This window comes from Nocardia sp. NPDC058244, from assembly GCF_042882065.1.
Lineage (GTDB): Bacteria > Actinomycetota > Actinomycetes > Mycobacteriales > Mycobacteriaceae > Nocardia.
The window spans coordinates 183,694-206,383 of record NZ_JBHVWX010000001.1 but is presented as its reverse complement, the minus strand read 5'-3'; the positions used below and the strand labels follow the sequence as shown (position 1 = coordinate 206,383).

The following is a 22,690-nucleotide window of genomic DNA, read 5'->3' as shown; positions in this document are numbered from 1 at the left end:
CTACATCCGCAGGTAGCGCGCCTGGAGTTCGGGTTCGGCCGGGAGCATGTCCAGGTCGAGTTCCCAGGCGTTGCCGGTCCACGGATCGAACAGCGGGGTACCCGGCACCGTGGGCAGGTGCCTGCACGATTGCGAGAGCAGCGTGAGCGGCCCGTCGCCGAAGTCGCCGGAACCGCTGCCGACGATCACCAGCGACAGCCCGATCAGGTCGCCGCGCACCATCAGCTGGCCGAGGCGCACCACGTCGGCGGCCTGATAGCCGTGCGGGAAGTCGGCCGCGACGAGAATCCGGTGCTCGGCGGGCGGCACGGCTTGGCCACTGTTGTACGCGATCTCGGCGAGCTCGGCCGCGTGCGCGAGTTCACCGAGGCGCGCCGGGATGTCGGCGTGATCGCCGATCACCGGTCCGGCGAGCAGCGGCGCGAGCGGCGCGGCGAGGCCGCGCAGACCGCCGGTGAGGTCGATCAGGTCGACCCGGGTCGGCTTGTCCGGCTGCGCCGCGACCAGCCGGGCCACCAGGGCACCGACCACGCGGGACGCGGCGGCGCTGGATTCGGTGTCGACCCACAGCGGCCGATTCAGCGGCACCGGAACGCAATACGGCACGCGCAGCGCGCCGCGATCGAGGGCATACAGCTCGCCGAGCCGGATGCCGTCGCTGCGTACGGCTTTCGTGGTCCAGGCCGGGGCCAGCCAGGACGCCAGCGCGGCGGGCATCACCGCGTCGGCCTCGGCGATCTCGCGACCGAGCTGGTCGCTGTCGCGCCGATGGTTACCGTCGGCGACCCCGACCAGCTCGTCGTGGCGGCGCTGCGCGGCGGTGCGCGCGGCGTCGGCGGCCGGGGTGTTGCGGGTGGCCGGGTTCGACACCGCGTCGGACAGTTCCTGATCCAGCCGGTTCGCGGCGTAGTCGCGAGCGGAGAGCAGGGCGGCCGCCGAGCGGGCCGCGTCCTCGAAGATCATCCACATCCGCTGCAGGCCGTGGTCGACCTCCAGCGGCACCCCGGGCGAGGCGGGGGCGGCGGGCCGCTCGACCGTCTCGGTCGGCGCGGTCGCGCGCGGGGTCACCGGGGCGGGCACGCCGTGCGCGGGCAGCAGCTGCGCCGCCCCGCCGTCGTACCCCTGACCCAGTGCGCGCAGCTTCCAGCCGCCACCGCGCCGGTACACCTCGAGGCAGATCAGCGCGCTCTCCCCCGCGGTCGGCGCGATCACGAATTCGGCGGTGGGCGAACCGTTCTCGGCCAGCGTCGCGGTGACGCCGCCGAGCACGTGCCCGGCGGTGACGTAGAGCAGCACGGCGTTCGCGTCCGACCTGACCTGCGTCAGCGCCAGGTCCACCGCGCCACCGGTGAAGGTGACGCCGGGAGCCTCGGGCCGCGACGCGCACACGTGATCGTGCTCGTCGCGCACCCGCAGGTTCTCGTCCACCACCAGCGCGCCGAGTTCGACGGTGCCGGTGGTCTGCGCGGTGAAGCGCACGGTGCCGGCGGACAGCGCGATGTTCTGCCCCGCCTTCAGGTGAATCAATATTTCACTCTCTGCCGAGGAACCGGCCGAGCTGCGGCACGGCTTCGCCGGGATGCTTGGCCTGGAAGCCCTCACCCAGCGCTTGCATCTTCCAGTCGGCGCCGACCCGGTACACCTTGGCCATCGCCATCGCCGTGAACGGCATGCCGCCCGCGAGGGTGTAGCGGGCGAGCTCGCCGTTGTTGGCGCCGTCGATCAAGCGGCAGAACGCGTTCTGCACCTGCTCGAAGGTGTGCCCCTTGTACGAGGTGACGATGAACAGCAGCGTGGAGATGTGCGCGGGAATCCTGGTGAGGTCGACCAGGATCATCTCGTCGTCGCCCTCGCCCTCACCGGTCAGGTTGTCACCCTGGTGGCGCACCGAGCCGTCCTTGGACGACAGCTGGCCGTAGTAGGCGACGTCGACGAGGTTGTTGTCGGCGAACAGGCAGACCGAGGCGTCGAGGTCGATGTCGACCGTGCGGTTGCCGAACATGCCGCGGGTGCGCACCGGGTCCCAGCCGAGGCCCATCTTGACGAAGGTGAGCGCGGCGCCGCCCTCCTTGCGGAGCGTGACGCGCTGTCCCTTCTGCAGGCTGACCGGGCGATCCTTGCTCAGGCTGACCTCACCGGCCGGCTGCTGCGGTGGCGCGGCCTGCGCCGGCGGCGGGTAGCCGGGGCCCGGGCCGGGCGGCGGCGGGTAGCCCGCGCCGGGCGGCTGCTGCGCCGGGCCGGGCGGCGGCGGGTAGCCACCACCGGGCGGCGCGTAGGCGGGGGCCTGCTGCGGCGGGTAGCTCGGCGCGGCCTGCGCCGGGTAGGCGGGCGGCGGCGGAGCTTGCTGCGGCGCGGCCTGCTGCGGCGGCGGAGCCTGCTGCGGCGCGGCGGCGGGCGCGGGCGAATCGTCCACCTGCACACCGTGATCGGTGACCAGCGCGGCGAAGCCACCGGCGTAGCCCTGGCCGACCGCACGGACCTTCCAGCTGCCTTGACGGCGGTACAGCTCCAGCGCGATCACGATCGACTCGGCGGCGAGCCCGTCGATCCGGTACTCGAACAGCTGGTTACCGGCGGCGTCGGAGACGATCGCGGTGGGCGGCGCGAACCGGCCGAAGTTGCTGTTCGCGTCGTCGAGGGTGATGACCGCGCGGATCTGGTCGATGTCGGCGGGCACCGCGGGCAGCGAAACCGCAAGGGAGGCCGCCTGACCCGCCGGTCCGGGGCGCAGGTCGACACCGGGCCCGCTCGGCTGGTTGTAGAAGACGAAGTCGGCATCCGTGCGGACCTTGCCCTGCTCGGTCACGAGCAGCGCGGACAGATCGGCCGGTGCCGTGAGCTGGAGCGAGATCACCACGTCACTGACGGCCAGTGGACCGTTCTGGCCCTTGGCGAGTGTTGCAGACAAGTTCGACCCTTCGCTTGTCGGTGCGGTCGTCTGCCACTCTACGAGAAAGCGGCGACGAGCGTCCGCGCTCCGCAGCCACGGCGCGTGCCCGATCGATCGGTTAGGGTGTCCACGCAGTACGTATCGGGCATTCCACCCGCCTGTTCAGAGGGGACCCCAGGGCCGTCATGGCGCAGCTGTTCGAACAATCGAAGAAGGTGATCGAGGCCCACCTCGCGGGGACCAGCATCCGCGCGATCTCCGGCTCGATGGTCGCCTACGAAGGCAATGTGCAGTTCAAATCGGCCGGGTTCGGCGGGGGCGAGGGCGTGCTGTCCGGCCTCAAGCGCCGCGCCACCGGCGAGAAGCTGTCCCTGATGGAATGCACCGGCAACGGCCGCGTCTTCTTCGCGGTGAACGGCCAGAACGTCACCGTGGTCGACCTGAACAACGACACGCTGCAGGTCGAGTCGCAGCAGTTGCTCGCCTTCGCGGGCAATCTGCGCACCGACGTGCGCTTCGCCGGCGTCGGCGGGATGTCGGCGGGCAGCGGCCTGTTCACCACCACCGTCAGCGGGCAGGGCCAGGTGGCGCTGCTGTCGGCGGGCGGCCCGCTCATCCATCTCGAGGTCTCGCCGCAGTACCCGCTGATCGTGGACCCGGACGCGTTCGTCGCGGCCCGCGGCAACCTCAACCAGTCCTTCGTCACCGATGTCTCCTGGCGCACCATGGTCGGCCAGGACGCGGGCGAGGCCTTCTCGCTGCGGTGGGACGGCCAGGGTGTCGTGCTGATCCAGCCGGCGGAACGGTAGGCAACGGCGATGTTCGAGAAGATCAACGGCAAGGTCGTCAAGGTCGACGTCGGCCAGGCGGGCGGCGTCGTCGCCCGGACCGGCGCGATGCTGTTCTACCAGGGCCAGGTCGCGTTCGCGCCGCACCAGATCCCCGGCGCAGGTCCCGGTATGGGCGGCGGCGGCCTGATGCGGATGGCGGGCGCCATGATGGCGGGCGAGCACGAGCGCACCATGCTCGCGCGCGGAAACGGCACCGTCCATTACGGATTCGCCGGGCTCGAGGTGCACGTGGTGCAGATGCAGCAGGGCGCGGTGCTGCGGGTCGAGGCGTCGCGCCTGCTGGCCAACACCGCGGGGCTGCAGTCCTCGGTGGTCTCGGTGGCCAGTTCCGGCGGTAGCGGCGGCGGAGGCGGTGGCGGCCTCATGGGCGCGCTGCGTGGCGCCGCGGCGGGTGTCGTCACCGGCCAGGGCATGTTCACCACCCAGCTCAGCGGCCAGGGCGCCGCGGTACTGCTGGCGCACGGCGGATTCCTGGAACTGCAAGTGGGCGGGCCGAATCCGGTCATCGTCGACCCGCAGGCCTTCGTCGCGGCGTACGGCAATGTGCAGACCGAGCTGAAGTCGGCGATGAGCTGGCGCGACGCGGTCGGCCGTGGCGCGGGCGAGGCGATGCAATTGCATTGCCACGGACAGGGTGTCGTATTCGTGCAGGCCTCCGAAGAGAAGTTGTGAGCCGATGAGCCAGATCCATTCCCCGATGACTCTCGGTGCCAGCGACAACATTCCGGGCAACAGCTACGCCTACTGCATCGACCTGACCGGCCCGTGGTTCATGCGCAAGGGCGCGATGATCGCCTACTACGGCCAGATCCAGTTCCAGATGCTCACCCATGGCCTGCAGGGCAACATGATGCACATGGTGAGCAGCCAGTTCTCCGCGCCGCTGTTCGCCGGTGACTACGTGGTGGCCGAGGGCCACGGCAAGCTGATCATCGGCGACCGCGGCTACGACATCAATTCCTATGACCTCGAGGACGGCAACCTCACCATCCGGGGCGCCAACCTGCTCGCCTTCGAGCCGGGCCTGGCGCTCAAGCAGTCGATCGTGCCCGGGTTCCTCACCCTGATCGGCACCGGCAAGTTCCTGGCCTCCTCCAACGGCCCGGTGATGTTCGCCGAGCCGCCGCTGCGGGTCGACCCGGAGGCGCTGGTCGGCTGGGCCGACTGCCCCTCCCCCAGCCACCACTTCGACCAGGGCTGGATCGGCAGCTTCCTGGCGGCGGGCGCGGCCAGGATGGGCGCGAACTCGGGCGAGGAGCGCCAGTTCGACTTCACCGGCGCCGGCACCGTGCTGATCCAGTCGTCGGAGAAGGTGATGAGCGACCAGGCCCTGGTCCGGACGATCGAGGGCCAGCTCCAGAGCGGCATCACCGTCGGCGGATTGCAGCGCATCCAGGGCGTGATCGCCCAGCAGCTGCAGGGCCAGCAGCAGCACTACTGAGTCCACCCCCGCAATTCTGAAACGAGAACGCGCCAAAACCTGACGGCGGGTCCCACCCGGCCGCTACGGTGGGCACCGCCGAGAGAACGGGTCGGCACGAGCTCGATCAGAGGAGTGGGCGCAGTGCAGCGTCGCAGCATCCGACGGATCGTGGCGGCGGCACTGTGCGCCGTCACCGCGTCGATCATCACCGGCATCCCGGCGACGGCGGCGCCCGCCACCGCACCCGGCGTCGACATCGACGCGGTGACCGCGCCCAACGGTTCCTTCATCGAGAAGATGGAGGTCACCGACGCCCGGCACCTGCGCCTGTACGTGCACTCCGCGGCGATGGACAAGACCTTCCCGGTCGACATCCAGCGCCCGGCCGACACCTCCGTCCCCAAGCCCGCGCTGTACCTGCTCAACGGCGCGGGCGGCGGCGTCGACCGCGCCTCCTGGCAGCTGCGCACCGACGCGCTGAGCTTCCTGGCCGACAAGGACGTCAACGTCGTCCAGATCATCGGCGGCGCGTGGACGTTCTACACCGACTGGATCAACCCCGATCCCGTGCTCGGCGTGAACAAGTGGCAGACCTACATCGCCGAGGAACTGCCGCCGCTGATCGACGCGGCGCTGGGCACCAATGGCGTCAATGCCATCGCGGGCCTGTCGATGTCGGGCATTCCCGTGCTGAACCTGGCGATCGCCAAGCCCGGCCTGTTCCGCAGCGCCGCGGTGTACAGCGGGCTCACCCAGGTCAGCGACCCGGCGGGCCAGCAGGCGGTGAAACTGACCGTCGAGCTGTACGGCGGCGGCGACGCCGAGAACATGTGGGGCCCGGTCGGCGGACCGCTGTGGGTGGCCAACGACCCGCTGGTGAACGCCGAGAAGCTGCGCGGCACCCATCTTTTCGTCTCCACCGGCACCGGCATCCCCGGCATCCACGATCAGCCGGGCGGCCCGTTCCGGATGGAGAAGCCCGCCGACACCCCCAAGACGGTCGCGCTCGGCGCGCTGATCGAGGGCGCGATCTTCGTGTCCTCGCACAACCTGCAGTCGCGGCTGGATCAGCTGGGCATCCCCGGCACCTTCGTCTACCGCGATACCGGGACCCACTCGTGGGGCTACTGGCAGGACGATCTCAAGACCTCCTGGCCGGTGCTGGCGAAGGGCCTGTTCCCCGAGTCCTAGCGTCGACGAGACCCGGGTGCCGCTGCGGCACCCGGGTTTTCGCGTCTCAGACCGGGTCGGCGGCGAGCGCCGAGCGTTCGAGCGCGGCGTGGAACCACTCCAGGATCTCCACCCCGGCGAGAATTCCCGCGGTCGTGGTCACCGTGAGGTTCGACGCCGTGAAGTCCAGCTCCTCCAGTTCGCCGTGCCGTGGCCGGATCGCGGCGTCGGCCGCGGCCAGCATCGGCGCGTCCAGCGCACCGTCGCCCGCGGTGAACAGCGTCGCGCCCGTGCTCACCGCACCGGCGTCGGTCAGCCTGCGACGAACCTCGGCGACGGCCAGACTCTTGCAGACCGCGTCCGGCATCGTGTAGATCTTGCGGCCCTGCTGCGAGGCCGACCAGCCGCGCGCGCGGCACCAGGCGTCCCATTCGGCGAGGAAGCCGGTGGGCACCGCCTCGGGGCGAACCACCAGGTAGCAGAACAGCTCGTCGGCCTCCCGGTACTTGGTGACCCAGGAATCGTCGATGCGGGAACACCATTCGGCGCCGATCTCGGCGAGGGTGGCACCGGACGCGCGCACCTTGTCGTCGATCCCGGCGCGCCAGGTCGGGTCGGGCAGGCCGTCGACCAGGATGTTGCCGCCGTTGCTGGTGATGGCGTAGCGCCACGGCGCGCCCGGCAGATCGATCCGCTGGAACTGCTCGATCGTGCGGGTCGTCGTCGGGATCACCGGGGCGCGGCCGGCCAGTTCGGACAGCAGGGTCACGGCGGTGGTGGTCATGTACGACAGCGGTTCGCCCTCGTAGTACTCCACACACAGCTTCGCCACCGCGTCGGCGCCGCCGAACCCGTTGCGCGAGTAGATCATCGTGCGATCGAGGTCAGTGGCGAACAACGCGTCGGCGGTCACTGATCGAGCTCCTTGATCAGGCCCATGCAGCTGTAGGCCAGGTCGGGGACCACCTCCACCGGGACATTGCGCGCGGCCGCGAGCAGGCGGATGTGGGCGTGCTCGGGAGCATCCGCTTCGCGAACCAGCACCCGCCACGGTACCCGGCGCAGCAGCACCCGGGTCGTCTCGCCGACCCCCGGCTTCACGAAATTCACTGTCGCGACACCGTATTCGGCCCGCACCCGCTCCACCGAGGCCCAGCCCGACCAGTCGGGGGTGCGGTCGGAGGCCTGGATCGCGGCGACCGCGGCGGGCACCTGATCGCGCACGGCGCCGAAGGCGGCCGTCACCGCGTCGAGCAGCTGGTTCGAGACATCGACGTCGGCGAGTTCGCGATAGAACTTCGCGCCGTGGAACTCGCCGGGGCCGATCAGGGTGTCGTTGAGGACGGTGCGCGAGACCAGGCCGGACACCGTGGAATTCAGGCACGCGGAGGCGATCAGGAAATCGTCGCGAGTGCCGTAGGTGCGCACCGAGTTGCCCGGATCGGCGAGCACGACCAGCTCGTCGTCGAACCGGGCGCCGCCGGCGGCGTGATAGGCGTCGAGCGCCTCGGTGAGCTCCTTGGTGATGGCGCCCTTGCCGGTCCAGCCGTCGACGAACACGATCGAGGCCGGATCATGGTGCCGGGCCAGATAATCCAGCGCCACCGCGTCGATGCCGCGATCACGCACGATCGACACCGCGTAGTGCGGCACGGTCAGACTCGGCCTGCCGACACCACTGGCCAGCCACCGCCGCATGAGCACACCGACCGGCGTACCCGCTCTGGCCAGCGACACCAGCACGATGTCCTCGCCGCGCTCGGCGACGACCAGCTCGGCCACCGTCGCCACCGCGAGCGCCAGCCGCTCCGCGCTCTCGGCCAGCACCCGGTCGAACAGCTCCCGATACTCGGCGTCGGGCTGGTATTCGACGGGCAGCGATTCCGCGTAGTGGGCGACACCCGCCTGGATTCGCCGTTCGCGCTCGGCGACATCGGCTTCCAGGTCGGCGCCGGACAGATCCTTGATCAGCCACGACACCTCGTCGGCGGCGTAGGAGCCGAAGTCGGGGCCGTGCAGCGGTCGCGGGAGGGCATGCTGCTCTGATCTGCCGTCCGCCGACGCGGGCTCCGCGGACGCCCTGACGGTGTGCAGCGCTCGCGGGTCGGCGCCGGGCAGCACCGCGATCAGCACATCGGCGCCCGACGCGGTGAGCACGTCGACCAAACCGTCGGGGGCGACGAGCTGGTCGGTGTCGGCGGGTGGATCGATGACGACCAGCAGCACCGGCGCCGCGTCGCTGTCTCGCCACTGCGCGTTGTACAGGTAGCGCTGAGCGGTCGCGTCGGGCTCGGGCGCGTGGAACCGGAAGCCACGTCGCAGCGGGTAGCCGGGCTCGTCGAGCACGTAGGCCGGTGAGCGCGTGGTGGTCTGGAAGCGGGTGGGGGTACCCGCGTCCGCCAGCTCGGCGGCCAGCCGCAGCGGCAGGTACATCAGTTCCTCGTGGCCGAGCACGATCACCGGACGACCGGCGAACTCGGCGTCGAGGCGCGCACGCACCTGCTCGGTGGCCGCCGTCAGCGCGACGTCGAACGCGGCGACATCGGAGTTCAGGATGCCGTGCCGTCCACCTTCGGGAACATCGGCGGGCCAGGACAATTCGATCCGGCCCGACGAACCACGGTGGGCCGCACGCGGATTGAGCTGCGGTTCCGGCAGCGCGGTGACGGTCTCGATCAGGCCGTCCGGCAGTTCGGTGCGGCCCGCCACCAGGCACACGGTGTCGATGCGGGCGCCGAGTTCGGCGGCGAACGCCTCGAACTTGGCGCGGTCGTCGGCGGTGCGCATGTCGACCAGCGAGGCGAGCACGTAGTGCGAGCGCGGCGCGAACGCGTGCAGGGCGCGCACGGCGTCGATGGCGGTGTCGCCGGTGGAGATCTCGTCGTCGACCAGCACCAGCGGCAGGTCGTTGACGAAGATGTCGGCGGGCGCGGGCTGGAGCAGGTGCGAGGTGGCGTGCGAATGCCCCTCCTCGAACCCGGTCAGCGTGGTGGCCCGCTCGACCTCGCGGCGGGTGGAATGCAGGTAGCAGCCCGCGCCGATCCGCGCCGCCACGCAGTGGCCGAGACCCGTCGCGGTCTCGGCGAAGCCGAGCACGACGGGTTCGCGGTCGCCGAGCACCGCGCGCACGAGGTCACCGAGCCGGTTGCCCGCGCCGATCACCACGCGCGGGTCGGTGGGCAGATGCTTGCCGAGCACGGTCGACACCAGCAGGTGCGCCCGGCGCGGATTACGGCGCAGGCCCGGCTGGACCAGCGCGGCGATCGAGAGTTCGCCCGGCAGCGCGTCCTCGGCCGCCGACGCGGCGAACGACTCGCCGTGCCGCAGTTCGATGCCGAGATTCGCGGTCGCCCACGGTGTTTCGAGATCGAGGCCGAACGTGCTCATTCGGCGATCATCGCTGTCAGCAAATCCACGAAGGACACTCCCTTGTTCGCGACCCCGAACGCGCGAGCCCGGACCAGCGTCTGGCGGGCCCAACTGCGGTGCGGGCGCATCTCGTTCATCTTGTTGCGGTACTCCGAGGCCGCGACGCCGCCGACGTCGGCCTCCATGATGTGCAGCGCGTCGGCGTACTCCTCGTGCGTCACCACCGACAGCGCGTGCACCGCCGCCACGTGCGACGGGTGGATCACCGTCTTGCCCTGGATGCCGTTGGCGCGGTCCAGGGTGATCTCGCGCAGCAGGCCGTCCAGATCGCGGCTGACCAGGTACTGCCGGAACGGCACCGCGTCGGACTCCTCGAACGGCGCGGTCCGCAGCAGCGGCCGGAACATCCGCTCGTGATCGGCGAAGTACTCCCACACCGGTCCGGTGATGATGAAACCGGTCCCGTCGGCGCGACCCAGGTAGTTCACGATGTCGGCGATCACGTCGGCGACCACGCGCACGTCGTAGATCGTGAGATCGCGGTCGCGGCGGATGCCGAAGGTCGAGCACATGTCGGTGGCGCCGATGCGCACCGCGAGCAGCTGGTCGCGGTGTTCGGCGAGCAGCTCGGCGATCCGCGAGAGCTGCTCGTCGCGGGTCTGGCGGTGCACCAGGTTCGCCGATTCGAGCACCGGCATGCCGTAGATCGGGCGGTCCAGGGTGCGCCGGGCGTCGTCGAGGGCGGCCAGGTAGGCGGGCCCGGTGACGGCGTCGAATTTGGGGAAGACGAACCCGGTGAGCACCTCGGCGCCCGGCCCGAGCGCGCCGACCAGCTCGGTGACGGTCTGCGGATCACGCACCCGGACGAACAGCATCGGGTTCGGTTCCTCGCTGCGCGCGAGCAGATCCAGCGTCGCCACCGCGTGCTGCTTGGCGGCCTCCACCTGGTGGTCGGCGACGGCGTCCTCGAGGTCGATCACCATCGAGCAGACGCCGCGCGCCGCCCGTCTGCTGATCGTGGCGGCCAGATCGGGGCGGGTGGCGGGCACATACAGCGTCGCGCCGAGCGCGGTCGCCAGTAGATCCCGGTCGTCGGTGCCGACGATCGGCTCCGGTTCGACCAGGAAGAGTTCGCGGGACCTGGGCCCGCACAACTGCCGAAAATGGCGCAGCGGAACCTGCTTACGCAGGCAAATCTCCGGCGCGACGGCGTACCCCGCGGTCATTCCCCCCACCTCATTTTCCGGGCCATCTCATGTTCTGGGTTCCTACGTGCTGTCGGTTCGTGCGGTTTTTCTCATGCGGTCGACCACGCCGGCGATGAACGCCGCGACGGTATCCAGTTCGGACACGTACGCCCAATAGTCTGGATGACGACCCGTCAGTCCGGAAATGATGCGGTCGAGACGTTCGGCCTGCGCGTCGAGGACCGAGCCCCACTCGCCGACCAGTCCACGGTCGACCGCGAGCATCTGCGCGTCCCGCAGCCGGAATCGTACGGTGCGGACGTGCGCATCGGGGTCGGCACGCACCTCGCGCAACAGTTCGAGGCGCCGGGTGACGGCGTCGACCAACTGCTCGGCCTCGGCGAGATGCTGGCGCGCGGTGGCGGTCAATTCAAGGGCGGTCTCCGGGTCGTGATCGGCAGCCGCGACACGCGCGCCCACCAGCGCCGTGTCCGCGGCGTCGATGCCGCGCCGGCTTTCCCGCTCATTGTTGGTCAAGTCCGCCGAACTCGCAGCGTTGAACTCCCGCAGCAGGGCCGAGTAAGCCGGGCCGAGCGCGTCGGCCCGGTTGCGGACGGCGGCCAGCCTGGTCGTCACCGAGGCGATCGCGTTCGCCGCGGCCGACGCGCGAGAAGGGGCTTGCGCCAACGCATCCGACAGCTCCGCCGTCGCCTGCTGCACCTCCGCCGCGACCGTGCGCGCGGCCGCCACCGCCGCCAGCGGATCGGTTGTCGACGCTGTGATCAGAGCCTCATTCAGTCGCCTTACACCGGCCTCGATCGAGGGGTACGCGGCGTAGCCCGAGGACGCCGCCGACGCGAGCACGGTCTCGGCCTCGCCGCGTACCTGCGCCAGCAGCTGGGGCACCGCCGAGCGCACCCGGGCCGCCTCGGCCAGCTCCGCGCTGCGGGCGTGATAGAACTCGTCGACCCCGCGCGCGGCCTCGTTGAGCTGGCGGACCAGCGCGTCGGCCCTTGCCGGGCCGTCGGCGACCGGCGTCCCGGCGGCCTCGGCGGCGTCGAGTTCGTCGGTGAAGCTCAGGTACGCGCCCGCCGCGGCGTAGCACCGCGCACGCACCGGGTCCCAGAGCGCGCCGACCCGGCGGTCCGGGAAGACCTGATCGCTGGCCACCACACCCGCCTCCGCCGCCGTCTGCCGTCGATCCATGTCGAGGAAGGCGGCCGACGCCGCGGCGCGCGCCCCACTGATCCACTCATGGTCCGCCCCCGATCTGAACCAGCCGCGTCTGCGAGGTGTCACCGGCACATCCCCTTTCCGAACCGCGCGGCGACCCGCCCACGCACTGCCCCGATGGTAGGAGATTCCCCGCGTTCACCAGGGCTCCAGCTCGTTCCTACGCAAGATCCGCGAAACCTATTACTGTCGTAGCCGTACCCGGCGATTCGGACATGCTGGGAAACGACACACCGGACTAACCGAAGGGATTCCCGCATGGGTGTCAGTCTGTCCAAGGGCGGCAATGTCTCGCTGACCAAAGAGGCCCCGAACCTGACCGCGGTCGCGGTCGGCCTCGGCTGGGACGTGCGCACCACCACCGGCACCGACTTCGACCTCGACGCCAGCGCGATCGCGACCGGCGCCGACAAGAAGGTCGTCTCCGACAAGCACTTCGTGTTCTTCAACAACCTGAAGTCCCCCGAGGGTGCCATCGAGCACGCCGGCGACAACACCACCGGTGAGGGCGAGGGCGACGACGAGGTCATCAACGTCGACCTGGCCAACACCCCGCCGACCATCGAGAGCATCTTCTTCCCCGTCTCGATCTACGACGCGGAGACCCGCTCGCAGTCGTTCGGCCAGGTGCGCAACGCCTACATCCGCGTCGTCGACCGGGCCAACGGCAACGAGCTCGCCCGCTACGACCTGTCCGAGGACGCCTCCACCGAGACCGCTATGGTCTTCGGCGAGCTGTACCGCAACGGCGCCGAATGGAAGTTCCGCGCCATCGGACAGGGCTACGCCTCCGGCCTGGCCGGTATCGCCCGCGACTACGGCGTCAACGTCTAGTCATCGTCGCGAACAGGGGGCTCGTCTGATGGGCCCCCTGTCCGTGTGACACAGAAAGGTCCCTCCGCGTGATTACGCGCATCTTCGGTATGTCGGTCGTCATCACGGTCCTCTCGCTGGTCGTCGCCTTCCTCTACGGTGGCCCGACCGCGCTGGCCCTGTGTGCGATCCTCGGTATTCTCGAGGTCTCGCTGTCGTTCGACAACGCCGTCATCAACGCCACCGTCCTGGAACGGATGAGCGAGTTCTGGCAGCGGATCTTCCTGACCGTCGGCGTCATCATCGCCGTGTTCGGCATGCGACTGGTGTTCCCGCTGGCCATCGTGTGGATCACCGCCGGGCTCGGTCCGATCGAGGCGTTCGATCTGGCCCTCAACCCGCCGCCGGACGACGCCGCCTACTTCCCCGACGGCAGCCCCAGTTACGAAACCCTGCTGACCGACGCGCACCCGCAGATCGCGGCGTTCGGCGGCATGTTCCTCGCGCTGCTGTTCCTGAACTTCATCTTCGAAGAGCGTGAGATCACCTGGCTGAGCTGGCTGGAGCGCCCGCTGGCCAAGGCGGGCAAGCTCGACATGCTCTCGGTGGTCGTCGCGGGCACCGGCCTGATCCTGACCGCCGAGTTCCTGGCCAAGGACGAGGATCGCTCGACCGTGCTGGTCGCGGGCCTGCTCGGCATGATCGTCTACATCGCGGTCGACGGCCTCGGCTCGATGTTCCACACCGAGGACCTGGACAGCTCCGGCCCGTCGACCCTGGTCAAGGCCACGGGCAAGGCCGCGTTCTTCATGTTCCTCTACCTCGAGGTCCTCGACGCGTCGTTCTCCTTCGACGGCGTGATCGGCGCGTTCGCCATCACCTCCGACCCGATCATCATCGCGCTCGGCCTCGGCTTCATCGGCGCCATGTTCGTCCGGTCGATCACGGTGTACCTGGTCCGCCAGGGCACCCTGTCGGAGTACGTGTACCTCGAGCACGGCGCCCACTGGGCGATCGGCGCGCTGGCCGCGATCCTGCTCGTCTCCATCGGCATCCACGTCGACGAGCTCATCACCGGCCTGATCGGTGTCGCCTTCATCGGCGCCGCGTTCATCTCGTCCATCATGCGCAACCGCAAGAACGAGCCCGACGCGATCGACGAGTCGAAGGAAACCGCCCCGGTCAGCTGATCGAGCAGCGGCAGTACCGAAGCGACAGCGGCGGCGGATCCCGGATCGGGACCGCCGCCGCTGTCGTCGGCTCAGGCGACCGGTTGCAGTTCGCGTGCGGCGGTGGCGGTTTCGACGGGCGCCGGGGTGCGGCGGCCGCGCAAGGCCGCGCGCAGGAACAGGAAGAACAGGGCGATGAGCAGGGCGGTGCGGAGCCAGACACCGAACTGGACGATGCCCTCCATCAGGTCGACGCCCTCGCCCTCGCCGAGCGCGGCGAAGTAGCGGAAGACGCCGATGCCGACCGCCGCGTCGGCGACGAGGTAGGCCGCGACCAGTGACCACGGGACCTCGAGCAGGACCAGGAACGGAATTATCCACAGGGTGTACTGGGGTGAGTGGACCTTGTGGAAAAGCATGAATCCGCACAGCATCGCGCCGCTCACGCCGACCCACGGGAACGGCGAGGTGGGTGTCCAGCGGCGCACGCCGAGCCACATCGCCAGCCCGAAGGACGCCAGGATCAGCGCCGGTGAGGCGACGGCGACCATGTCGTGCCACGTGGTGGTCGTCTCGGCGTCGCGGCCGAAGATCAGCGGGTGGCCCCAGTACCAGATCGAATTGGTGGTGATGTCGGCCTGGCGCAGCTGCTGGAAGGTGATCGAGGCGCGCCACCCGTCGACCCCGGCCACCATGAACGGCAGATTCACTGCCGCCACCGTGCCCATCGCCGCCAGCAGCGTCTGCGCGGCGCCCGCCACATCGAGCTCACGCAACCTGCGCGGGCCGCGCGGCGCGCCCTCGGTGAGCACGTACATCGCCAGCGGGAGCACGAAGATGCCCGGATAGAGCTTGAGGCAGAAGCCCAGCCCGAGCAGCACCGCGGCGATGATCCCGCGGGTGCGCACCGACAAGCCGGTCAGCATGGTCATCACGTAGACCGCGGCGACCGCCGTGCACACCACCGGCAGTTCCCAGTTGTGGAAGGCGTAGAGCACCAGCGGCGGCCCGATCGCCCACAGCAGCGCGGCCGGGCCTGCCAGCCGGGCCAGCATCCAGGCCGTGAGCAGGGCGAACGGGGTGAGCAGCAGCGCCGAGTGCCAGAGGAAATCGGCGTCGTTGGCGACCCCGATCGCGCCGGCCCACATGAGCACGCCGCTGAGCACCGGGTACTCCACCGCGCCGCCGGTGAGCGCGCCGTCCTCGGTGATCCCGCCGTCCACGTACGGGAAGACGTGGTTGTCGATCTCCCGGCCGAGCCAGAGGAACTGGATATCCGAATAGCAGACATCCGAATCCTTGCGGACATCGAATATCAGGCTGCGACCGGATTCATCGATCGCGCCGCCCGCGCACCGCGCCTTGTTGGCATAGGCCAGCGCGAGGGTGAGCCCGCACAGCAGCACGACGAGAAATGTCAGCGCCGTGGCCCGCGCCGCGCCGCGTGCTGCGCGCTGCTGCGAGTCGGCGGCTGTGGTCATGGCGACCACAGTATGCGGCGACACGCCGATCACCGGTGCACACCCGCGACGAAGATCGATTTCGCTGCTCAGGGCCCGCTCATGTAGCCTTACCGGGTTGCTGACGCAACGAACCCTCCTGCCATGGAAAGTCCATGGCCGTTTCCTAGTCCACAGGAGGTGATTGGTCCGTGCGTCATTATGAAGTGATGGTCATCCTCGACCCCAGCCTGGACGAGCGCATCGTCGGGCAGTCCCTGGATAACCTGCTCAACGTCGTCAAGACCGAGGGCGGCAAGGTCGACAAGGTCGACATCTGGGGCCGTCGTCGGCTCGCCTACGAGATCGCCAAGCAGGCCGAGGGCATCTACGCGGTCGTCGAACTGACCGCGACCCCGGCCACCGTGAGCGAACTCGATCGCCAGCTGGGCCTGAACGAGACGGTGCTGCGCACCAAGGTTCTGCGCAACGACAAGTAGTCCGCAGAGCAAACTCTCGTTTTCGTCGGTGCCTGTCTTTAGGCTCTAGCGCGACAGCGAGACGCGGACTGCACCCCGAGCAGGAGGAACCCCCATGGCAGGCGACACGGTCATCACCGTCATCGGAAACTTGACGGCAGACCCTGAGCTTCGTTTCACGCCCGCGGGCGCAGCGGTGGCGAATTTCACCGTCGCTTCGACTCCCCGCGTGTTCGATCGCAATTCGAACGAATGGAAAGACGGCGAGGCCCTGTTCCTGCGCTGCAACATCTGGCGTGAAGCAGCGGAGAACGTCGCCGAGAGCCTGACCCGAGGCGCTCGCGTGATCGTGAGCGGACGGCTCAAGCAGCGCTCCTACGAAACCCGCGAGGGTGAGAAGCGCACGGTCGTCGAACTCGAGGTCGACGAGGTCGGCCCCTCGCTGCGCTACGCGACGGCCAAGGTCTCCAAGGCCGGTCGCGGCGGCGGAGGCGGTGGCTTCGGTGGCGGTTCCGGCAATGCCGGTGGTGGTGCAAGCGCAGGCGGCTACAACGCCAACAACGGCGGCGGACAGTCGGGCGGCGGAAACGCCGGCAACGACGATCCGTGGGGTAGCGCGCCCGCGGCCGGCTCCTTCGGGGGCGGCGGCCGCATGGATGACGAACCGCCGTTCTGAGGAACGGCACTCATAGTACGGAGAGAAGACCATGCCTAAAGCGCCCGCGCGCGAAAAGGTGCTGAAGAAGAAGGCTTGCACTTTCTGCAAGGAGAGCAAGTCCGGAATCGTCAATATCGATTACAAGGACACCACGCTGCTGCGTAAGTACGTCAGCGATCGCGGCAAGATCCGCGCCCGCCGCGTCACCGGCAACTGCGTCCAGCACCAGCGTGATATCGCTGTCGCCGTCAAGAACTCGCGTGAGGTGGCCCTGCTGCCTTACGTGTCGACCGCTCGCTGAGAAAGGGAGTCAGACAGATGAAGCTCATCCTCACCGCTGATGTCGACAACCTCGGTGCCCCGGGCGATCTCGTCGAGGTCAAGGACGGCTACGGCCGCAACTACCTGCTGCCCCGCGGCCTGGCCATCGTGGCCACCCGTGGCGCCCAGAAGCAGGTCGAGGGCATCCGCCGGGCGCAGGACGCCCGCAAGGTGCGCGACCTCGATCACGCCAACGAGCTGAAGCAGGCCATCGAGGGCCTCGAAGCGGTCTCGCTGGCCGTGAAGACCGCCGACAGCGGCAAGCTGTTCGGTTCGGTCACCACCGCCGATGTCGCCGCCGCCATCAAGGCCGCCGGTGGCCCCGTGGTGGACAAGCGCAGCATCGAGCTGCCGAAGTCGCACATCAAGGCGACCGGCAAGCACGGCATCGTGGTGCACCTGCACCCCGATGTGGCTGCCAAGTTCAACCTCGAGGTTGCCGCGAACTGAGTTCGCTGAGAACCACCCCCGTGTTCGACACGGGGGTGGTTTCTCGTTGCCTTTTTACGGCCGGTTTCGCGATAACTGACCGATAGCCGAAGATCGCTCCTGTGCAGGTCACCGGAGGCGGCCGACGGTCGGCAATCCGCTGACCTCCCGTTATTCGGCCTGTGGATGGTTGCGGAAACCGACCGGCAGATTTGTGACTCCAGTCATAGCCTGCACCATCGCTGTTTACCCAACACGCCCGGCCGTTCACCTTGACCGACACGCCGGAACTTCTTTCATCCACAGGTGGAGGGTTGGGTAAAACGGGGCCTAGCAGGGCGTTCCACCGCACTGACCTGGGTTTTCCCCACGTTTTCCACAGGAGCTGCACAACACTGGGTGAACTACCCCCAAGTTATCCACAGTTGTGTGCACATATCGGGTTGGCGACGCCCGGAAACGTCGCTTAGGTTCGTCGCATCGCCCTGCGCGCGGCCCCGGGAATCACGCAGGCAACCGATTGCTGACATCCGTGTCGGTGCCCGGGAGTACAACGAGTTCATCGATGTGAAACCCCCGGTTCTGCGGGCAGAGAGGACGGTCGATTCTGGTGACTACCACCGGTGACCGCGCGCATACGGACTTCCCGCCCGAGCCCCCCGGCGAGGACTTCGGCCGCCAGCCCCCGCACGACATGGCCGCGGAGCAGTCCGTCCTCGGCGGCATGCTGCTGAGCAAGGACGCCATCGCCGACGTGGTCGAGGTGCTGCGCCCCGGCGACTTCTACCGCCCCGCCCACCAGGCCGTCTACGACACCATCCTCGACCTGTACGGCCGCGGCGAACCCGCCGACCCCGTCACCGTCGCGGCCGGTCTCGACCGCCGCGGCGAGCTCAAGCGCATCGGCGGCCCGCCGTACCTGGTCACCCTGACCCAGACCGTGCCCACCGCGGCCAATGCCGGCTACTACGCCGAGATCGTCGCCGAGAAGGCCATCCTGCGCCGCCTCGTCGAAGCGGGCACCCGCATCGTCCAGTTCGGCTACGCCGGCGCCGACGGCCAGGACGTCGCCGAGGTCGTCGACCGCGCCCAGGCCGAGATCTACGAGGTCACCGAGCGCCGCACCACCGAGGACTTCACCCCGCTGGAAGAACTCCTCCAGCCCACCATGGACGAGATCGACTCCATCGCCTCCCGCGGCGGCATCTCCCTCGGCGTCCCCACCGGCTTCACCGAACTCGACGAACTCACCAACGGCCTCCACGCCGGCCAGATGATCATCGTCGCGGCCCGCCCCGGTGTCGGTAAGGCACTGGCGCTGGACACCCCGCTGCCGACACCGACCGGGTGGACGACGATGGGCGAGGTCCGCGTCGGTGACGAACTGCTCGACGCCGACGGTCACCCCACGCGGGTGGTCGCGGCTACCGAGGTCATGACCGACCGGCCCTGCTACGAAATCGAATTCTCCGACGGGACAGTGCTCGTCGCCGACGAGCAGCACCAGTGGCTCACCGACACCCGGGAATCCCGGCGTTCCGCGCAGGAAGCGGCAGCGGGCCGACCGCGGCGCCATCCGGTCACCCCCGGGGTTCGCACCACCGCCGACATCGCGAACACGCTGCGCTGCACGACCGCGGACCGGCGACTCAACCACTCCGTCACCAACACCCGGCCGCTACAGCTGCCGACAAGGGACCTGCTGGTCCCGCCGTACACCCTCGGCGCCTGGCTCGGCGACGGCACCTCCGCAGCCGCGCAGCTCACCTGCTTCGACCCGGAGATCGTCGCGCGGATCGAGGGCGAAGGCATCGTCGCGACGCCCTCGCCGTCCGCACCCGGCCGCTACCAGCTGACGCTGCCCGCCCCCGAACCGGTGCTGGGCGACAAGCACATCCCGAGCGAATACCTGCGCGCTTCCGAAGCGCAGCGCCGGGCGCTGCTGGCCGGGCTGCTCGACACCGACGGGACCGTCACGCACGGCGGGTCCGTGCAGTTCGCCGTCACCGACGAACGTCTGTTCCGTGACGTCGAGGAACTCGTCGTCGGCCTCGGTTACCGCTGCGGAGTCACCACCAGGCGGGTGCGCGGGCGATCCGAACAGTCCTCGACCTGCTACACCCTCACCTTCGCCACCGACGACGAGGTCTTCGGCCTGTACCGCAAGGCGCTGCTGCACAAGGAGCGTCGCGCCTCACACAGCACCGCCCGGTCCGATGCGCGGTACATCGTGGACGTACGCCGCGTCGAATCCGTCCCGGTGCGCTGCGTCGAGGTCGACAACGCCGATCACCTGTATCTGGCGGGCCGCTCGATGGTGCCGACCCACAACTCCACGCTCGGCATGGATTTCATGCGGAGTTGCTCGATCAAGCATGGGATGGCGAGTGTCATCTTCTCGCTCGAGATGAGCCGGACCGAGATCGTCATGCGTCTGTTGTCGGCGGAGGCGAAGATCAAGCTCGGTGATATGCGGTCGGGGCGGATGAGTGACGACGACTGGACCAAGCTGGCTCGGCGGATGAGCGAGATCAGTGAGGCGCCGTTGTTCGTCGACGATTCGCCGAACCTGACCATGATGGAGATCCGGGCCAAGGCGCGACGGCTCAAGCAGCGGCACGATCTGAAACTCGTGGTGGTGGACTACCTCCAGCTGATGAGCTCGGGCAAGAAGGTCGAATCGCGACAGCAGGAAGTCTCGGAATTCTCGCGACACCTCAAGCTGCTGGCCAAGGAACTCGAAGTTCCGGTGATCGCGATCTCGCAGCTGAACCGTGGTCCGGAACAGCGAACCGACAAGCGCCCCATGGTGTCCGACCTCCGCGAGTCCGGCTCGCTCGAGCAGGACGCCGACATGGTCATCCTGCTGCACCGCCCCGACGCCTTCGAACGCGACGACCCCCGCGGCGGCGAGGCCGACCTCATCGTCGGCAAGCACCGTAACGGCCCCACCGCCACCATCACCGTCGCCCACCAGCTGCACCTGAGCCGCTTCGTCGACATGGCCAGGGGCTGACCCGGGCCCAGATCGTGGCCCGCCCGACGAGCTACGTCACCGTGAAGTCGGCCATCATCGCCATGTCCTCGTGTTCGAGATTGTGGCAGTGCAGCATGAACGGGCCGGGGTAGTCGGTGAAGCGGACCGCGACTTCGACGGCTTCGGCTGGGCGGACGTCGACAGTGTCTTTCCAGCCTCTGTCGAAGGGTCCGGGTGGGCGGTTGTTCCGGGAGACGACCTGGAACGGGTCGAGGTGGACGTGTACCGGGTGGTGGAAATCGGTGATGAAGCGCCAGATTTCAACGGCGCCCAGGCGTGGTTGCGCCAAGGCACGGCCAGGCTGGTAGGGCGCGCCGTTGATCGACCATCCGGCCGGGCCCAACTGGAACAGGAAGGTGCGTTCGGCGACGGCAGCAGCCGGATCCAGTCGCTCCAAGGGGGCGAGCTGATCGGGGACGGTGGTGTCATCGCGGCGCAGTGAGCCGGTGACGTCGAAGCGCATGATGTCGGCAGCCGGGCCGGTGTCGAGGATGTTGCGTAATCGGACCGATGTGCCGGGCGAGTACGCGCTGAAGTCGATGATCACGTCGAATCGTTCAGCGGGGGGAGATGTCGATGTGGCTGTGGCGGATCGACCGGTCGAGCAAGCCTCCGAGGCGAACGAGCCGTCGACAGCGAAGGAGCGGTCGCTGATGAGCAGGGGGATGTCACGGTCACCGCGCGGTAGCGGCAGGGCGTCTTCGATGTCGTCGCCGATCAAGTGGAATCCGGCCAGGCCACGCCAGACCGCCGGCCCGGTGAAGCTGTGCCGGTGGTCGTGATACCAGAGCGATGCGGCGCGTTGACGGTTCGGATACAGGTAGGTGCGTTCGCCGTAGGCGGGCGCGGCCGTCGTGCCGGTGGTGCCGTGGCCGTGGCTCCGCTGGGGTGTGGTGGTCGTGCCGATAGGGAGGATCAGGTCCATCGGGTAGCCGTCGCTGTCGGCGGGTGTGTGCCCGCCGTGCAGGTGCACCACCGTCGGGTGGGGCAGTTCGTTGCGGTGGCGCACCGAGGTCGCCCGTCCGGATCTCGCCCGGATGGTCGGTCCGGGGAAGGTTCCGTGGTAGGTCCACGCTTCGGTGCGCAGGCTCGGCAGGATGTCGAGCTGCGCTGTGCGCTGGATGATTTCGTAGTGGTCGGTGGTTGCATCGGAGTAGACGGGAGCCAGCTATGGTCAATCCCACCGCGAGCGGAATGTGTATCGCCAGCACACGTTCCGCGCCGAGCGGGATCAGCGCCCCCGCGATCGATAACTGAACGACCGCGGCCCGGGCGGGCCACGCGGGGGCACCGCCCTTGCGCCACAGCAGCACCGCGCACCCGAGCTGAACTCCGAACACCAGTGTCACCAGGGTGCCGTTGCGGCTGTGCGTGGCCAAGGCCTCGAAGTGTCCGGCCAGGAAGCCGCCGGCCAGGGCGGCTTGGGCGAAGACCAGCACCGCCGCAGTCGTCACGATTGCCCGGAACAGCGGTAGCGGCCACCGGGGGACATTGCTGATGCGGGTACGCATCGGAGCTCCTGTCAGGGATGGAAGGAAGGATTCGTCCGATGCTCAGTTGGCGACGGAGATGACCTGGCCGATCGAGGCCGGATTGCCTGCGGCGTCGAGCATCGCCGTGGCGAGATTCGCCCTGCCGATCTGGAAGCCACCCAGGACATTGCGGTCCACCGCGCTGCGATAGCGGCCCTTGCCCTGCCCGTCGGTCAGCCGGCCGGCGCGCACGACGGTCCAATCCAGGCTCGAATTGCGCAGGTGCAGTTCGGCTTCGGCCATGTCGGCAAGCGCGCCTCGCAGCAGCGGGCGCAGGATCAGCGGTTTGACGACGAAGCGGGTGAACGAGTCGTCGCCGGGCCCAGGGGCCATGGCGCTGTTGCTGACCATCACCAGTCGGCCGCGGGCGCCCAGTGCGGCGATCACCGCGCGGATGCTGTCGGCGCAGACGCTGGTCGGCGCACGCATCTCACGACCGCCGATAGCCGTAAGGACGACATCGCGGCCTGCCACAGCGTCGCGAAGGTCGCCGGCGTTCATCGGATCAGCGGTGACGAGGTCGACTCGGTCACGAAGGTCGCCGGGCATTTTCGCGGGGTCGCGAACAACGGCCGTCACGTCATGACCGGCCGCCAGTGCCTGGTGGACGATCTCGGTGCCTGTGCCGCCGTTCGCGCCGAGCACGGTGATCTTCATGGGTTTCTCCTCGCTAGGGGTTAGTGAATATTC

The 22,690-nt window shown here is 69.0% G+C and carries 20 protein-coding genes; 11 read left to right on the top strand and 9 right to left on the bottom strand.

Features of this window, described 5'->3' with window-relative positions; all coding sequences use genetic code 11:
• Entirely contained in the window at positions 1-1,527 is a 1,527-nt protein-coding gene (locus tag ACFVW6_RS00935) for a TerD family protein (protein ID WP_378824304.1), read from the bottom strand.
• 4 nt (positions 1,528-1,531) lie between these two features.
• The gene (locus ACFVW6_RS00930; protein WP_378824308.1) at positions 1,532-2,908 is read right to left on the bottom strand and encodes a TerD family protein; all 1,377 of its coding nucleotides are present in this window, start codon (positions 2,906-2,908) and stop codon (positions 1,532-1,534) included.
• A 167-nt stretch (positions 2,909-3,075) separates the two neighbouring features.
• Between ACFVW6_RS00930 and ACFVW6_RS00925 the strand changes: the two genes are divergently transcribed.
• From ACFVW6_RS00925 to ACFVW6_RS00910, 4 genes are all read left to right on the top strand, one after another.
• Entirely contained in the window at positions 3,076-3,699 is a 624-nt protein-coding gene (locus ACFVW6_RS00925) for an AIM24 family protein (RefSeq protein ID WP_355275125.1), read from the top strand.
• 9 nt (positions 3,700-3,708) lie between these two features.
• A complete protein-coding gene (locus ACFVW6_RS00920; RefSeq protein ID WP_355275127.1) occupies positions 3,709-4,413 on the top strand; it encodes an AIM24 family protein in 705 nt (234 codons plus the stop codon).
• A gap of 4 nt (positions 4,414-4,417) precedes the next feature.
• Positions 4,418-5,182, top strand: coding sequence for an AIM24 family protein (locus ACFVW6_RS00915; protein WP_355275129.1), 765 nt, complete (start codon positions 4,418-4,420; stop codon positions 5,180-5,182).
• A 123-nt stretch (positions 5,183-5,305) separates the two neighbouring features.
• On the top strand, positions 5,306-6,355 hold the full coding sequence (locus ACFVW6_RS00910; protein ID WP_355275131.1) for an alpha/beta hydrolase family protein: 1,050 nt from the start codon (positions 5,306-5,308) through the stop codon (positions 6,353-6,355).
• A gap of 46 nt (positions 6,356-6,401) precedes the next feature.
• Here ACFVW6_RS00910 and ACFVW6_RS00905 read toward each other — a convergent pair whose 3' ends face one another.
• The 4 genes from ACFVW6_RS00905 to ACFVW6_RS00890 are packed head-to-tail and all read right to left on the bottom strand — an operon-like array spanning position 6,402 to position 12,189.
• The gene (locus ACFVW6_RS00905; protein ID WP_378825644.1) at positions 6,402-7,205 is read right to left on the bottom strand and encodes an HAD family hydrolase; all 804 of its coding nucleotides are present in this window, start codon (positions 7,203-7,205) and stop codon (positions 6,402-6,404) included.
• A 38-nt stretch (positions 7,206-7,243) separates the two neighbouring features.
• Positions 7,244-9,721, bottom strand: a complete 2,478-nt coding sequence (locus ACFVW6_RS00900) for a phosphoribosyltransferase (protein ID WP_378824313.1) — start codon at positions 9,719-9,721, stop codon at positions 7,244-7,246.
• The gene (locus ACFVW6_RS00895) at positions 9,718-10,929 is read right to left on the bottom strand and encodes an HpcH/HpaI aldolase/citrate lyase family protein (RefSeq protein ID WP_378824316.1); all 1,212 of its coding nucleotides are present in this window, start codon (positions 10,927-10,929) and stop codon (positions 9,718-9,720) included. Before ACFVW6_RS00895 ends, ACFVW6_RS00900 begins: the two co-directional genes overlap by 4 nt.
• 42 nt (positions 10,930-10,971) lie before the next feature.
• Entirely contained in the window at positions 10,972-12,189 is a 1,218-nt protein-coding gene (locus ACFVW6_RS00890; protein ID WP_378824319.1) for a hypothetical protein, read from the bottom strand.
• Positions 12,190-12,381: 192 nt separating this feature from the next.
• Between ACFVW6_RS00890 and ACFVW6_RS00885 the strand changes: the two genes are divergently transcribed.
• Together ACFVW6_RS00885 and ACFVW6_RS00880 are read left to right on the top strand one after the other, a co-directional pair.
• Complete coding sequence (locus tag ACFVW6_RS00885) at positions 12,382-12,957, top strand: TerD family protein (RefSeq protein ID WP_355275138.1); 576 nt, start codon at positions 12,382-12,384, stop codon at positions 12,955-12,957.
• Positions 12,958-13,025: 68 nt separating this feature from the next.
• Entirely contained in the window at positions 13,026-14,126 is a 1,101-nt protein-coding gene (locus tag ACFVW6_RS00880; protein WP_378824322.1) for a DUF475 domain-containing protein, read from the top strand.
• 71 nt (positions 14,127-14,197) lie between these two features.
• Here the strand turns inward: ACFVW6_RS00880 and ACFVW6_RS00875 are convergent, their stop codons facing one another.
• Positions 14,198-15,586, bottom strand: a complete 1,389-nt coding sequence (locus tag ACFVW6_RS00875; RefSeq protein WP_378824325.1) for a glycosyltransferase family 87 protein — start codon at positions 15,584-15,586, stop codon at positions 14,198-14,200.
• Between the two features lie 170 nt (positions 15,587-15,756).
• On the opposite strand from ACFVW6_RS00875, the gene rpsF reads away from it, so the two are divergent.
• From rpsF to dnaB, 5 genes are all read left to right on the top strand, one after another.
• A complete protein-coding gene (gene rpsF, locus ACFVW6_RS00870; protein WP_022565973.1) occupies positions 15,757-16,044 on the top strand; it encodes a 30S ribosomal protein S6 in 288 nt (95 codons plus the stop codon).
• Between the two features lie 94 nt (positions 16,045-16,138).
• The gene (locus ACFVW6_RS00865; protein WP_218718404.1) at positions 16,139-16,699 is read left to right on the top strand and encodes a single-stranded DNA-binding protein; all 561 of its coding nucleotides are present in this window, start codon (positions 16,139-16,141) and stop codon (positions 16,697-16,699) included.
• A gap of 31 nt (positions 16,700-16,730) precedes the next feature.
• Positions 16,731-16,982 carry a 30S ribosomal protein S18 gene (gene rpsR / locus ACFVW6_RS00860; RefSeq protein WP_019050001.1) on the top strand — a complete coding sequence of 84 codons (252 nt, stop codon included), beginning with the start codon at positions 16,731-16,733 and terminating at the stop codon, positions 16,980-16,982.
• 17 nt (positions 16,983-16,999) lie between these two features.
• The gene (rplI, locus tag ACFVW6_RS00855) at positions 17,000-17,452 is read left to right on the top strand and encodes a 50S ribosomal protein L9 (protein ID WP_355275146.1); all 453 of its coding nucleotides are present in this window, start codon (positions 17,000-17,002) and stop codon (positions 17,450-17,452) included.
• 673 nt (positions 17,453-18,125) lie between these two features.
• Positions 18,126-20,447 (top strand): replicative DNA helicase, encoded by a 2,322-nt coding sequence (dnaB, locus tag ACFVW6_RS00850; RefSeq protein WP_378825646.1) that lies wholly within the window; start codon positions 18,126-18,128, stop codon positions 20,445-20,447.
• Between the two features lie 31 nt (positions 20,448-20,478).
• Here the strand turns inward: dnaB and ACFVW6_RS00845 are convergent, their stop codons facing one another.
• Together ACFVW6_RS00845 and ACFVW6_RS00840 are read right to left on the bottom strand one after the other, a co-directional pair.
• Positions 20,479-21,555, bottom strand: coding sequence for a multicopper oxidase family protein (locus tag ACFVW6_RS00845; protein WP_387790896.1), 1,077 nt, complete (start codon positions 21,553-21,555; stop codon positions 20,479-20,481).
• Positions 21,556-22,021: 466 nt separating this feature from the next.
• Positions 22,022-22,657, bottom strand: coding sequence for an NAD(P)-dependent oxidoreductase (locus ACFVW6_RS00840; protein ID WP_378824329.1), 636 nt, complete (start codon positions 22,655-22,657; stop codon positions 22,022-22,024).
• Positions 22,658-22,690 lie beyond the last annotated feature (33 nt).

Bases quoted from the DNA above. Each gene is read 5' to 3' on its own strand.
- ACFVW6_RS00865 (WP_218718404.1), top strand. From the start codon at position 16,139: ATGGCAGGCGACACGGTCATCACCGTCATCGGAAACTTGACGGCAGAC.
- rplI (WP_355275146.1), top strand. From the start codon at position 17,000: ATGAAGCTCATCCTCACCGCTGATGTCGACAACCTCGGTGCCCCGGGC.
- ACFVW6_RS00925 (WP_355275125.1), top strand. From the start codon at position 3,076: ATGGCGCAGCTGTTCGAACAATCGAAGAAGGTGATCGAGGCCCACCTC.
- ACFVW6_RS00895 (WP_378824316.1), bottom strand. From the start codon at position 10,929: ATGACCGCGGGGTACGCCGTCGCGCCGGAGATTTGCCTGCGTAAGCAG.
- ACFVW6_RS00915 (WP_355275129.1), top strand. From the start codon at position 4,418: ATGAGCCAGATCCATTCCCCGATGACTCTCGGTGCCAGCGACAACATT.
- rpsR (WP_019050001.1), top strand. From the start codon at position 16,731: ATGCCTAAAGCGCCCGCGCGCGAAAAGGTGCTGAAGAAGAAGGCTTGC.
- ACFVW6_RS00900 (WP_378824313.1), bottom strand. From the start codon at position 9,721: ATGAGCACGTTCGGCCTCGATCTCGAAACACCGTGGGCGACCGCGAAT.
- ACFVW6_RS00885 (WP_355275138.1), top strand. From the start codon at position 12,382: ATGGGTGTCAGTCTGTCCAAGGGCGGCAATGTCTCGCTGACCAAAGAG.
- ACFVW6_RS00875 (WP_378824325.1), bottom strand. From the start codon at position 15,586: ATGACCACAGCCGCCGACTCGCAGCAGCGCGCAGCACGCGGCGCGGCG.
- ACFVW6_RS00920 (WP_355275127.1), top strand. From the start codon at position 3,709: ATGTTCGAGAAGATCAACGGCAAGGTCGTCAAGGTCGACGTCGGCCAG.
- ACFVW6_RS00905 (WP_378825644.1), bottom strand. From the start codon at position 7,205: ATGATCTACTCGCGCAACGGGTTCGGCGGCGCCGACGCGGTGGCGAAG.
- ACFVW6_RS00840 (WP_378824329.1), bottom strand. From the start codon at position 22,657: ATGAAGATCACCGTGCTCGGCGCGAACGGCGGCACAGGCACCGAGATC.
- dnaB (WP_378825646.1), top strand. From the start codon at position 18,126: ATGGCCGCGGAGCAGTCCGTCCTCGGCGGCATGCTGCTGAGCAAGGAC.